The following is a 13,278-nucleotide window of genomic DNA, read 5'->3' as shown; positions in this document are numbered from 1 at the left end:
AACGCACCTGCCCGACCGTGCCTACCCGCATGAGGCCAGCATCCTTCCCACCATTGAACCCACCCGATGTGCCTCCCCGCCAACGGCTCGCACAATCGCCCAGTTCCCACACCGCGCGCATTCTCAGGAAAGAATCAGGGTCACCGGCCTGCTGGCATCGCTTTTGGGAGGCCGCCGCAGACTGGAAGTGCAGGACGCGCCACTGCGGCGTCATGTGCGTGGAAGTCGACATATTGGTGCGTTGCCGACGCTGAGATCATCTGCGGCCGTTGACCTTCCGCAGACCCGCACTGGTCCCTTAAAAACACGCGGGGCCCGGCAGGTGCGTACGTTCGGACCGCCGTTGTGGACGGCGGAAGAGTGCGTTCGCGCTGTGCCGTTAGATTCACGACGTGAGAGTGCGCATTCAGGCAGGCGACAAGCCGATAACTGTCACCTACGAGATCCAAGGCGATGAGCAGCTGCTCTCGGCCGGTGATCACGTCGTCGTGGAGTACGACGGCGCCGAGGACGCCGTGCATGTTCGGCACCAAGAGCACGGCATCACCAGCGTGTGCCGAGTGCAGTTCCGCCTGGGTGCCTAGAATATTCCCGCCGCACGGAAGAGCCGGTCATAGATCGCACGGATGGTCTCCTGCTTGCGTGCGTTGTAGTCCATGACATGCCCACCTCCTGGGACCGCCGCGCGTTTTGCGTCCTCGTACTGAGCACGGTCCTCGGGATGCTCGCGCAGCCAGTCGCGGAACATGCGGTGCCGGATGACCTCTGGGCACTCTGGCCCGAACACGTGCAGGTTCACGCGAGGCTCGGCCAGCCTCATGCACCGGTGTTCATGCCAGGACGGCTCTCGAACAGTGAGGACGTAGCCGATCGTTGTGAGCAGAGGGACGTAGCGGTCCTCGTCGGAAGGATCGGCCACTGTCAAGTCGATGTCGATGACGTCCTTGGCGGCTAGTCCTTCGACGGAGGTCGAGCCGACATGTTCGATGTCCATCGCCACCGGGCCGAGCGTCGCGCGGATCTCGGTCGCCGCGACCTGGTAGCGGCGCGGCCACTCGGGCTTGTAAGCGACGATCGAGACGGTTTCGGGTGGCGGGGGTCCGTTCACCCACGGGCTTTCGGCTGGGTCCGGGTCGTGGTGTCGGGTGATCTCCTCGAAGGTAGGCACATCTCAACGTAGCAATGGCCCGCCGGGGGTTCGATGTTCTTGCGCGCGGACGCGACTTTATGGGAGGGACATCGCCGCGCCTGCGAACACTCGCCATTCGGAATTACGGCACGTCCGGTCGGCCACGGCTTATCCAGCGGAACGGAGCCGTAATCGGTGCGGGTTCAGGCGGTCATCCACCACAGACTGCCCGAGCATCTAGCTGTGGAATCTGGTTGTCTCGCAGAGGTTACTCCCGGCGGTGCCCGTGTAATTCGGCGAGTGAGTGGGCACTTCGCTTCGCGAAGTAATTAGCACGACGACCGGTACCTGCACGCAGCGCGGACTACTCGCGGCGAGTTGATGTCACGTGACGGCATTGGCTGGCAGCCATGCGCCGGATCATCAGGACTTGGAAGCTGATGCGGCGAGAGGGCTTGGGACTGCTGGAATCTCGTCGGCGGAGCGCAGGGTCCATCTATGGAGCATCCGGACCTGTACGTCCTGTGTGGCGGCGGAATCCAGCGCCCAGCAACCTCACTGGTCCGTCATGGGATCGCGCCGGTCATCAGTGCTGGTCAAGGGGTAGTGGCTGCGCCTCCGGCTCGGATCGAGTGTTCCACGGCTGTGGCTGCGGTCGAGTCCTTCTACCCGTGATGCTCGGTGCAGTTGCGGGCATTAAGGCGTGCTGAGGGCGGGCTTGTCTTTAGGCAGTGACCGCGGTTGTCGATCCGGCGTTGCAGAGTGGTTGGCTTCGGTCATGGCTCAGTGTGGCGCTTGTGATGTCCGGTGAAGGGTGTGGCATTGAATGTCTTCCTGGACTGAGTGTGTCGTCTCGTCCAGATGCCCCGGCCCCGGCCCTGAGCCCCGTGCTCGGGGCCTGTCGGGGCCTGTGAACGAGCTGCTAACGCGCCAACTTGTGGTGATCTATCTCATAGTTTAGTTGACTTATCCCTGGCTGCGCCGGGTCGGGCGTGAACCGTTTGGCTGCGGAGCGTGACGCCGGTTGAGGGGCGTTGTTGGTGGATGGCGATCGTGCGAGAGTCTGACATCCTTAGTGCTGCAATCGTTTTCGTACATTCTCGCGAATTCGTGAGGATGTGGCACCCATAGAGTGCGTCATGAAAGGACACTGAGCGGAAGCTGAGAGGAGCCTGAGTGGCTCGACGCCGGCCTGAGTCGGGGTCGGTGCTAGGCGCGCTGGCTCGCGATGTGCGGGTTCAATGCCACAACCAGTATTGGTCGGACGTCCAGTTGCGCAATGGAACTCGCTGGCGGCGGGGGCTCGTTTAGCAGATCCTTCGTTGGGCCAGGTGGCCGGTTCGCTTCGACTGGCGGCAGTTCGGAGAAGGCGAGGGGTCTCGCCCTCGAATCATTGGGGGAGCCCCTACCGCGTCACCTCCTGCGTGGAGTCGTCGTACCTCAAAGCTGCTGAACTGCAACAAGTATGCCAACTGTGAGAAAGTCGGCTGATCGCGGACTCGGGCCGCAGGGTTAGTTGAACCCGTTGTGCGGCAACGGTTGTATGACAATACCCCTTCGCGGATATGAACTGATTGACAAAATCAGGGAGCGAAACCCTCGACCAACTGGATGTTTTCAGCTATGAAGTGTTTACGTGCGATTCTCGCACGGTACTGCAACAACTTCGAAGCCGTTGAGCACCATGTTGGTTCGAGCGCTACGCGCATTCTCGGCGTGCGCGCAGAACGGCAAACCCCCTGCGCTGGAACGCAATTGAGCATAAACACAAAAGTAGCTGGTCAAATGATGCGCTGAAGCTTTCTGATGTGAGCCGTTTAACAGGACGCCTGGTCGATGTGCGACTAGTTCCGTCCTGAGTTGGTTTGTCGCGTTGTTACGCTTTCGCCCGCTTTGGGGATGGCCCGTCAAGGGGATGGGCTCAGGTGTTGTGGAGTGTGATGAGGTTTCGCCGTCAGGGCGACGCGTTGGTGCGTTGGTTCCCTGCTAGTTGGTATCGGTTAAAGGTGGTGTCGTGGTCGGCGGTGTTGGTTGCCGCGTTGATCGCGACGTTGGTGCAAGTGGTGGTGTCGCCGCAGGCTGCCGCGGCACCGAAAGGTAAGAATCCGCGCGATATTCCGCTGATGCTGTCAAAAGCGGTAGCGAAGCCTTCCCTAACGAATAAGCAGTCGGCGCCGGAGGCGGATTTCACGCCGTTGCTCGCTGGTGGCGCTGCGGCTGCTGGGCCGGTGAAGAGTGGTTTCGATCCGAAGACGTCGAAAGAGTCGGCGCGTACCGAGGATTCGGTTGAGTTCACCAACGCCAACGGCACCAAGACGGTGGTGTTGTCGCAGGTGCCGGTCAGTGTGCGCAACAGCAGTGGTGGCTGGGATCCGATCGATACCCGCCTAGTGGAGCGCAAGGATTCCAAGCGGGTCACCGCGGCGCGTACCGGTGTCGGGATCGAGTTGGCCGAGTTCGCCAACGACCCGAATCTGTTCCGGGTCAACCAGAACGGCACCCCGGTCACTCTCGAGTTGAAGGGTGCGGGCAAAGCCAGCCGCAAGGTCACCGGATCGACCGCGACGTACGCCAACGCGCTGCCGAATACCGATGTGACCTACGAGGTGTCGGCGGATGCGATCAAAGAGTCGATCATCTTGAAGTCGGCTTCTGCTGTGGGCGAGGGCCGTTGGGTGTTCAAGCTGAACACCGGCGCACTCACCCCGAAGGTGGACGGCAAGACCGTCAAGATCAGCGACAAGACCGGCAAGGTCCTCGCCGCGCTGCCCCCGATCGAGGTCTGGGATTCGGCGGGCAACGAAAAGGACAAGAAGCCGTCGGCGCGTACCGGCGGTGACTACAGCCTGGCTCGTGATGGTGAGGCATGGCAGCTCACGGTGGCGGTGGACAAGAAGTGGTTGAAAGACTCCGCCCGCAAGTTCCCGGTGGTGGTCGATCCGACCTACACCTTCGGCTTCGGCGGCCAAGCCGAGGCGATCGCCTACCGCGACGGCGCTGGCGCGTGCTCGGTGGAAGACAACTGCGGTATCCGTACCGGCAACTCCAGAAACTTTCTGGGCAATGTGTTGTGGCGCTCAGCGATCCGCTACGACCTGGCCCCGCTCGCCGGCAAGACTGTCACCGGCGCCCGTATGGACCTCAAGCTGTTCAACGGCTGGCCCGAGATGAAGCCCGCCTCGCAGGTGAGCCTGTATCAGGCGACCACACCGCTCGGTTTCGGTGCGCGCGGCCCCGAGTTGGCCTCAGGCAGTGTCGGCGAAGCAGGGTCTCTGACCTCGCCCGCACTGACCACCTACCTCGGTGACCGCGTCAAAGCTGGCGACAAGAACACCTGGCTCATGCTCGGCGGTACCGAAACCAACACCTACTCGTTCAAGCAGCTGCAAGCGGCATTGATCGTCGACTACGGCGACGGTACCGGCACAAACCCCACCGACCCAACCAATCCCAATCCGGGACCGGAGGTGAACCGGGTTGCCCCGGGCGAGGATTCGGTGATCGCGACCGACATGCCTGTCCTGGAGGTCAGCCAGGCCGCGGCCGGGGTCAAGTACTGCTTCAAGATTTCCACCGGCTTCGACGGCCGCTCCGGCAGTGTGGTCGACTCCGGCTGCCTGAGCACACCGAAGTGGACCGTGCCTGAGCATGTCCTGCGCGACGGCGCCCGCTACAGCTGGACCGTCGCGACCGTGGCATCGGGTGCAACAACACCGATACCGTCGAAGTGGGTCGGCCATTTCACCGTCGACAAACGCATCGGTAATCCGGGACCTGCGCCGACCGAGCAGATGGGGCCGGTCACGGTCAACCTGTTCAACGGAAACCTCAAAACCCATGCGGCAGGACCACTCTTCGAGGCGATGGGTGGGTCCGCGGGTGTGACCTTCTCGTACAACTCGCGCCAAGGCGGGGAAGGGAATGGTGTGCGGGCATCGTATTTCAACGATGCCGACCACAACGGTGCCGCAGATACGACGCCGGTGATGGTGCGTAACGAAGCCCAGGTGAATCTGGACTGGGGCAACATCTGGAGCAACGTATCGGAAAACTCTCCCTTCAGGGAAGACCCGATGCCCACGGCGCTGGACAAGCAGTGGTTCGTCGTGCGCTGGGAAGGCTATTTCCGGGCTCCGGTGACCGGTGACTTCAGCTTCGCGGGCTCGCACGCTGATGGGGCGAAGATCTGGATCGACGACAACCTCGCCTACGACAACCAGAATCCTTCCTCGGTCGGCACCGACTTCTCCAAGGCCGCCGCGAAGAAGAACACCGACATTTCGTTGAACGCGGGGCAGCGGGTGCCGCTGAAGATCGAGCTGTATCACCGCACGACCAGCAAGCCTCAAATGGTGTTGTGGGCCAAGAGCACCACCGGTGCGAGTACTTCGCGTACCCACAACTGGAATCCCCAGATCGTCAAAACCGAATCGTTGTTCGCTCAGGACCCCGCACCGCTGCCCGGCGGATGGACCCTCGGGCTGATGGGCAGTGAGTACGTCGCGGCCGAGATGCTCGACGGGTCGGTCGTGCTCACCGACACCGCAGGCGGAAAACACGGCTGGACCAAAGCGTCGGCCGGTGGCTACACCCCGCCCAAAGATGAGGACGGCGTTCTCGCCGTCGATGCCGGCGGTCGGGTCTCGGTCACCAAGGACGGTGCGGTGTCGGTCTTCAATGTCGACGGCACCCTGGCCGCGGTCTCAAAGGTGTCCGACAGCAAAAAGCCCGCCTCGTTGCAGTACCTCTACAGTGGAACTCCGGCGCGGCTGACCCAGATCAAGGACCCGGTCTCCGGTCGAGCACACACGCTGTATTACAACACCGATAACAGCGACAAATGCTACGGCGGCGCATCCCTGCCGCCAGGGACCTATTCGGCTCCGGCGCAGAAGCTGTGCCGCATCAAGTATTGGGACGGTACCGAAACACGGCTGTGGTACATCGTCGGCGCTCTGGGCCGGATCGAGAATCCCGGTTCTGAAATCCGTGACTACAGCTACCTGAACCTGGCAGCGGCGAAACTCGACTACGACCAGGCAGGCAACAACACCGAGAAAAAGCAGAAAGCCATGGACGCCGTCGGATCTCTCGACGAGATCCGCGACAGTTTGGCGGTTGACTGGCGGGCCGGACAGGGATCGTTCAACGACAACACCGAACGCACTCTGATCGAATACGACGCGTTCCGCGACGACGTCACTGTTGCACGACCTCCACATTCACGAGTCATCAAGGTCACCGCCCCAGCGGCGGACGGCCGCAGCCTGGGTGGCCGGATGACCCATGGCTACCGGTATGACATCCCTCGCAAGACCGCGCACATCGATGTTGCCGGCATCAACAAAATGCCTGTGTACAGCGTGACCTGGGACGACGCTGGACGTCAGCTCACCTCCACCGACGCCGTCGGAGACACCGTCCGCAGCGAATGGAACGCCAAAGACAAGCCAACGGCAACGGTCGACACGACCGGTCGACGCACGACGGTGGCCTATGACCACGCGGACCGGCCGACCGACGAGTACGGCCCGGCCCCGGGCGAGTGTTTCAACGGGCAATTCCCCACGCCTGAATGCGCGGCGACGATGCCGCACACCCGAAAGAGCTACGACGAGAACCTGAAAGGGCTCGAGGCCGCGTTCTACGACAACCCGTTCCTCGCGGGTGTTCCCAAGGAGTGGGGCACCGGCGTCGGGACCGCAGACGGCAGCCTGAAGCAGAACTGGGGACCGACGCCGCCGGTCGCGAACAGTGGCGGCTGGTCAGGCCGGTTCATGGGTGAGGTCAAGTTTCCCGCGACCGGCGAGTACAAGCTCGGGTTCACCGTCGTCGACGGTGTCCGGTTGTGGATCGATGACGTACTCGTTGTGGACAGCTGGACCGACAAGGCCGCCACTGCGATCTCGGGCACCTACACCAACATCACCGCGGGTAGCTGGCATCGTGTTCGGGTCGACTACTACAACCGCAGCGGCACCAGTGGTGCACTCGATTTCACCTGGACACCCCCTGGCACCGGATCCGCTGTCACAGTGCCAGGGCAAAACCTGGCACCCCGCTACGGACTCGAAACCAGCCAAATCGCTGAGAACACCTCCGGCAACGACAACGAACGCGCACCCTCGAAGAAACTCGCGACAAGCTACTCGGACCCTGACAATGGGATCGACCCCGTGTTCGGGTTGACGGTTTCCAGAACCGCCGACCCGGGCGGCATCAACCTGACCGGGCGGATGCTGGTAGAAAAGCCCGGCCAAGGCTATCTCCGCCAACTGGCCGCATCCATGCCTGCCGGTGAGCTCACCAATCCCGACAACCGCGGCACATTCACCTACTACGGAGACAGCGAAACCCGCTCGAACCCCTGTAAATCGAATTCCGAGGCGGCCAATCAGGGCGGCAGGGTCAAAACCGTCCGGGGACCCAAGAACTCCGACGGATTAGCCAGCGTGCTCGAGAAGGTGTACGACGGCTCTGGACGTGTTGTTGCTGTCCGCACCAACAGTGAGCCGTGGTCGTGTGTGAGCTACGACACCCGTGGCCGCATCGTGGAGAAGTCGTTCCCGGCGATGGGTGACCAAGGGGCCCGCGCCATCATTTATGACTACGCCGTCGACGGCAACCCGCTGAAGTCGAAGGTCAGCGACAACAGTGGATCTACCACGTCCATGATCGACCTGCTCGGCCGGATCGTGTCCTACATGGACGCGGGCGGCGTCACCACCACCAGCAAGTACGACACCGCCGGGCGCAAGATCAGTGAAACCACCGCGGCCAAGGGGGTGACCTCCACCCTGAATCACCACTGGGATGACGCGTCGCGGCTGACCGGCCTGGACCTTGACGGGGCACGGGTCGCAACCCCGGGCTACACCGCGGGAATCCTAGACAAAGTCGCCTACGGCAACGGATCCAACCTCGCGATCACCCACAACGACGCCGGCTCAACGACCGGCCTCACATGGAAAGTATCCGGCTCCACCGTCGCCAGTACGGTCACCCGATCCCGTGACCAACGCATCACCGACGAAACCATCACCGACACCGCTGGATCCGGCACCACCTACAACAGCTCCTACACCTATGACGGGGTCGGCCGCCTGGTCGCGGCCGCCGTGCCCCACCATAAACTCACCTACAGCTTCGCTGGTGACAACGGCTGCGGGCCGAACAAGAAAGCGGGGTTGAATACCAACCGCACCGCCTTCACCGACAGCTTCAACGGCGCCCCGGCAACCACCACCAACTACTGCTACGACGACGCCGACCGGCTGCTATCCACCAACGGGGCCACCACCCTGTCGTTCACCTATGACACCTACGGCAACGCGACCAAAGTCGGTACCGACACCCTCGGATACGACTCCACCCTCCGCCACATCTCCACCACCACCGCGGCCGGACGCTCCGTCGCCTACACCCGCGACGTCACCGACCGCATCACCACGCGAACCGTCCGCGACAACGCCAAACCCGCACAAGTCACCCGCTACGGGTTCACCACCAACTCCAGCGGCCCCGATTTCGTCCTCGACGATTCCGGAACCCTGCGCCAACGAGTGCTGAAACTGCCCGGCGGCGCTCTGCTCACCAAGAGCTACACCGACACCAAAACCGCCAACTGGTCCTACCCCAACACCCACGGCGACATCCTTTTCACAGCCGACGGCACGGCCACTCGCACCGGCGCGCTCCACCTCTACGACCCCTACGGGCAAAACATCGATCCCGCCACTGGCGCCATCGGTGACATCCCGATCCCCGCCACCGCCGAAGGCGGCATGGACTTCGGCTACCTCGGCCAGCACACCGTCCCCATCGAACATGTCGCAAGTCAACAAGCCCTCGAGATGGGAGCCCGTACCTACCTGCCCGTGCTCGGCCGGTTCCTCCAAGTCGACCCCATCCTCGGCGGATCAGCCAACAATTACGACTACGTCAACGCCGACCCCATCAACTCTTTAGACCTCACCGGTGAAAAGCCTGACAAGGACAAGAAAAAGCCGGACCCGAGCCCGGGCAGGCCGCGCACCCCTGGAGACCAACACGGGGACTGCAGCCAAGGCTGCATGAACCCAGGGGAGCACAAGGAGGCTGCAAAGTCGCCGCTGCCAAGTACGGTATCGCCTGACGGCAGCATGCTCGGCTCAAAGGGCGCCCAAACTACTTCGAAGACATTGGGTGAGGAGAAGAGTAGCAACAAACCATACTGGCGGATCGACGTGGAGAACCCGAACCCAGGTAGGAGGCCGGGCCAGCTCCATCTGCAAACCACGAACGGAAGAGGTAATGATAAGGACCAAAAATATCAGTACAACTTCAACACGAAACAGTTTGAAGATGAATACGGAGCTCCGCCGCCACGGAAGTACCTCGACGATATTTCAAAGGATCCGAACTTCGACGAGGCGATCCGAAAGGGTGGACGGTACCTGGGAGTGCCAGAATAATAGGAGTGGAATGAAGCTGACAGAGCGTATGGACTGGCCAGGTGGTCCGCCCCTATTCGAGCTGAATTTAGAGGTGCCGCTGCTCGTTTCCGGAGAGGAGATCCGAATCTTCTCGACAGCATATGGCGTCGACGGCGAGACCATCGATTTCTCCATAGCCACCCAGAATCTCAATGGAGGGCCGCTGCATGACTTCTCGATCGCATCCATATCGGCCGCTGTGGTTGCGCAGTCGCCTCGCGGGTGGCCGATACTGCTCGGTGAACCGCGGTTGCCTGAGGCTGGCATAACCTCCCCCCCGCCATCTCTGACCGTCGCACCTCAAACCGGTATGCGGCTGTACGCGATAGACCTAGGCTCAATGTTTGGGCATCGAGGTGATCTCCGCATCCGGGCCCACGGATATCGAATTTCCGAGGGCAGTCTGTGGTTCTACTTCAAACTCCAAGAGCCGGAGCAAACTTTTGATATCGCATCGGTTTCTGCGAGCATGTTGAACGGTGCGCCTTCGGAGGCGGTGGTCGAAATATGTAACGAGCCAGAACCCGAAATGATCGGTAACGAGGAATCTTAGCCCCGATCTTTCTCCGGGTTGATGTACTGGCCTGATCGCGTTCGGATTGGCGTTTCGATCGCCGTTCCTGGGTTATGGACAGGGCGGTCAGCCCCCGCAGGCTGACCGCCCTGGTCAAAATGACGGTTCACGCTGGGTATGTCCGGCGCGGGCCGCTCGCGATTCGAGGACCGCTGCGGGCGGCGCGGTTCGCATCACATCGGAAAAGTCCGTCATTGGTAGTGGCGTGCCCTTTGGGTCGTCGACGAGTTCATCCTGCATGCCCATCGGCAGCGGGCCGGCTCGTCTCTGAGAAGAAAGCAGCACGCTGGTGCGAACACCCGACAACAACACACCCGATCATGACGATCCCGACAAGACCCAGGTCATTGCGATACCCGTGGATACCTTCGACGAAGGACACGTGTCGGATGAGGCGAATGCCTTCGACGATGCGGATGATGTGGACCAGGACGCCTCTGAAGAGGATTTCACTGATGGTGATGAGTCCTTCGATGATGAGCCCGTGTCACCGCTGCGACGGCGATGGCGGCAAGTCGCTGCTTACGCCACCGCGGGTGATGTTCGCCGGCACCTGCCTTACGCTGCTGCGGCGGCCGTGGCGATCATCGCGGTGATCACGGTGTTGATCGTGACCGGGACCGAACCGAAGAAGTCCGACGAGGTGACCGATGCTGCTTCGTCGTCGGACGCGGACGCGGGAACACAAAGCTTCGACGACATCACCCAGTTGCTGCAGGGCGGCCCGACCAACACAACACCTGTCGAGACCGGCGTCGCGACGACCGTTTCCGAGACACCGAGTGATGTGCCCCCACCGGGTGAGGTCCCGGACGTGGAGCCTGGGGAGATCGATCAGTCGATCACTCCGGCGACGGTGACGGTGACCGACTCAGCCCAGGTGGACACGGTCAGCGGAGACGACCCGGTCGCGACGGAGACCAGCGTGGTGACCGAGACCGCCGCGCCGTCCACGATCACCGAGACCCCGACCGGCGGGCCGGGGCCGGGGTTCTCGATCGACGGCAGCATTTCGGTGCAAGCCTCCCGGCAGCCCTCCACGCAGGCGCCTGGTGGTCCCTCGACGGTCACCGTCGTGGTCCCGGCTGACACGACGCCGCCGCAACCGTCCACGGTCACCGTGATCGTCCCGGCGACGACAACCGCCCAACAGCCGAAGCCGTCGACCACGAAGCCGACCGGGTGCCCGACAACAACCACCACCGCCAAGCCGAAGACGACCACATCAGTACCTCCGACGACCACACGGCCACCGGCTACCACCAGCCCACAACGCACGACGACACCGGCACCGACGTCGAAGAAGCCGACCACTACGACCACGGCCCGGCCGTGCAAGTAGGGGACATGCAGGAATCTGCGGCACCGGACAAGGCTCGGCAGTGAGTTGCGAGAAATGATGAACAGCAGATACACAGTTGGCGCAGGTGGTCGGCAGAGCCGGATGACCGTGGTGGTGTTGCTGATGGCGGTAATCGCGGTAGCAGCCGCAGGCTGCGGTCGCGGACCGGAGCGGGAGGTCCGTGCTGCGCCGCCGGGTGCCGGGGATCCGGTGCCGGCGATTCAGCTTGCCGCGGCCGGTCGTCACGCGGGCCCGTTGCAGGACTGGGCGCGGGGCAGGGGCGGTAAGTACGGGATCCCGGTCCGGGCGTTGCAGGCTTATGGATATGCGGCGGTGGTATTGGCGAAAACCCAACCCGGCTGCCATCTGGGATGGACCACCTTGGCTGGGATCGCCCGGGTGGAAAGCGACCACGGCCGCCACCGCGGCGCGAAGATCGGCACCGACGGACTAGTGAAACCCCCCATCCGCGGTGTCGCGCTCGATGGCACCAACGGCAACGCCCGCATCACCGATCCCGATGCCTCGGCCCGGACCGGGCACACGGTCTACGCGACAGCGGCGGGTCCGTTCCAGTTCATCCCCGACACCTGGAAACGCTGGGGTGTGCGCGCCGACACCGACTACAAAACCCTGGCCCACACCCTCGCGAAGGCCACACCCGCGACGTCCACCGAGCTGACCGGGAGCCCGGACAACATCGACGACGCAGCCCTGGCGGCAGCACGGTACCTGTGCGCCTCCGGCGGTGACCTGGCCACCGCCCGCGGCTGGCAAAAGGCCATCTTCGCCTACAACCACTCCGACACTTACGTAAGAAAGATACACGCCACCGCCACCAGCTACACCAAATAACCCTGCGCGCGAACCTCGCCTAGCCAGGAGCCACAAATTAATCCAAATGGGGTCCCTGCAATTGTGCGTCTCACCGTGACCGCCCTCTCCCGATTTCTCATCAGGTGCTGTCTGGCTCATCCTGATCGAAGATGTTGTCGGGGTTTGTCCTGAGGATGAAACACATACCGAGAGAAACCTTGCCTGCTCGCAGGTGAGGTCGTAGACGCGCGCCCTGCTGTTGCCGAACTGATTTGATTGGCTTTTAAGTGGAGCTGTCTTTGATTTGTAGTGATTGTTGCTTCGAGTTGTCGACGCTCGGGGAAATGTGTTAACAATTCATTGCGCAGCTTTTGTTGACTGGGCCGCCCCCTCGCTGGGGAATGTGAGGGTGGCGTTGCAAATTCCTTGTGAGGAGAATTCCATGAAGAATATTCGTGAGTTCGGTGCCGCGATGGTTGTGGCATCGGGTCTGCTGTTGGCTGCGGCGGGTACGGCGTCAGCTGCTGAGGTTGCTGTCGCGCCTGTGGCCAGCTCCGGCTCGGGAAGTGCCCTGGGTGGGCTGTTCGATTCGCTGGCCACCGGCAGTAGCGATACCGGGTCCTCGGTCAGTGGCGGTGTCAAGGTCGGCAACAACGATGTGGCGGGTACCCCGCTGGCCACCGGCAGCTCGGGAACCGGGAGCTCGGCCCTGTGTGCCACCAACCCGACCACGAACGGCTGCCCGAAATAGCACGTGATTCGTGCCGCTGTCGGCCTCTTGGCTGAATTCGGCTCTTGCAGAGGGTTGTTCGGGCTGCTGGTGGCGGGGACGGCCACGGGGTAGGGCAGGGCTCGTGGATCGTGGGCAGACCTGGTTTGGGTCATCGGTGTGAATGGTGTGGTGGCGGTGCGTTGTGTCATCGCGTGTGTCCGGCGGTTGATC

At 62.5% G+C, this 13,278-nt stretch carries 7 protein-coding genes; 6 read left to right on the top strand and 1 reads right to left on the bottom strand.

What is annotated here, in order from left to right; translation table 11 throughout:
* Nucleotides 1-392: 392 nt before the first annotated feature.
* The gene (locus IBX18_RS40940; RefSeq protein WP_194838792.1) at nt 393-584 is read left to right on the top strand and encodes a hypothetical protein; all 192 of its coding nucleotides are present in this window, start codon (nt 393-395) and stop codon (nt 582-584) included.
* Here the strand turns inward: IBX18_RS40940 and IBX18_RS40935 are convergent.
* Nucleotides 581-1,168, bottom strand: a complete 588-nt coding sequence (locus IBX18_RS40935) for a GrpB family protein (RefSeq protein WP_194838791.1) — start codon at nt 1,166-1,168, stop codon at nt 581-583. The genes IBX18_RS40940 and IBX18_RS40935 overlap by 4 nt on opposite strands.
* Before the next feature lie 1,967 nt (nt 1,169-3,135).
* Between IBX18_RS40935 and IBX18_RS42970 the strand changes: the two genes are divergently transcribed.
* The 5 genes from IBX18_RS42970 to IBX18_RS40910 all read left to right on the top strand — a co-directional run bounded on the left by IBX18_RS42970 (nt 3,136) and on the right by IBX18_RS40910 (nt 13,086).
* Nucleotides 3,136-9,582: a PA14 domain-containing protein gene (locus tag IBX18_RS42970; protein WP_194838790.1), complete on the top strand. Its 6,447-nt coding sequence runs from the start codon at nt 3,136-3,138 to the stop codon at nt 9,580-9,582.
* 10 nt (nt 9,583-9,592) lie between these two features.
* Nucleotides 9,593-10,156, top strand: coding sequence for a hypothetical protein (locus IBX18_RS40925; protein ID WP_194838789.1), 564 nt, complete (start codon nt 9,593-9,595; stop codon nt 10,154-10,156).
* A gap of 310 nt (nt 10,157-10,466) precedes the next feature.
* Nucleotides 10,467-11,519: a hypothetical protein gene (locus tag IBX18_RS40920; RefSeq protein ID WP_194838788.1), complete on the top strand. Its 1,053-nt coding sequence runs from the start codon at nt 10,467-10,469 to the stop codon at nt 11,517-11,519.
* Nucleotides 11,520-11,573: 54 nt separating this feature from the next.
* A complete protein-coding gene (locus tag IBX18_RS40915; protein ID WP_228542571.1) occupies nt 11,574-12,374 on the top strand; it encodes a lytic transglycosylase domain-containing protein in 801 nt (266 codons plus the stop codon).
* A 403-nt stretch (nt 12,375-12,777) separates the two neighbouring features.
* Nucleotides 12,778-13,086 carry a hypothetical protein gene (locus IBX18_RS40910; RefSeq protein WP_194838787.1) on the top strand — a complete coding sequence of 103 codons (309 nt, stop codon included), beginning with the start codon at nt 12,778-12,780 and terminating at the stop codon, nt 13,084-13,086.
* Nucleotides 13,087-13,278: the final 192 nt, after the last annotated feature.

Source organism: Nocardia sp. XZ_19_369 (assembly GCF_015355715.1).
Lineage (GTDB): Bacteria > Actinomycetota > Actinomycetes > Mycobacteriales > Mycobacteriaceae > Nocardia.
The sequence above is the reverse complement of the archived record's forward strand: the minus strand, read 5'-3'. Positions and strand labels throughout refer to the sequence as shown.